General features: G+C 68.6%; 1 protein-coding gene. It reads left to right on the top strand.

What is annotated here, in order from left to right; genetic code table 11:
• Positions 1-255, top strand: a 255-nt coding sequence (locus KVP70_RS35935; RefSeq protein WP_217946785.1) for an AMP-binding protein, incomplete at both ends; no start/stop codon positions are given.

Below are 255 nucleotides of genomic sequence, written 5' to 3'. Positions count from 1 at the left end.
TCAACCAGTACGCCGACGCGCTGGCGCCGGCCTTCGGCGGCCTGCGCTACCTGATCGTCGGCGGCGACGCGCTCGACCCGCAGGTGGTGCGCAAGGTCTTGGCAACCAGCCGTCCGCGGCATCTGCTCAACGGCTACGGTCCGACCGAGACCACGACCTTCGCCACCACCTACGAGATTGATGAAGTGCCGGCCGGGGCGCGCAGCATCCCGATCGGCCGTCCGATCGCCAACACCCAGGTGTACGTGCTCGATG

It is taken from the genome of Duganella violaceipulchra, assembly GCF_019166075.1.
Classification (GTDB): domain Bacteria; phylum Pseudomonadota; class Gammaproteobacteria; order Burkholderiales; family Burkholderiaceae_D; genus Rugamonas; species Rugamonas violaceipulchra.
This window is presented reverse-complemented; position numbering and strand designations above follow the sequence as displayed.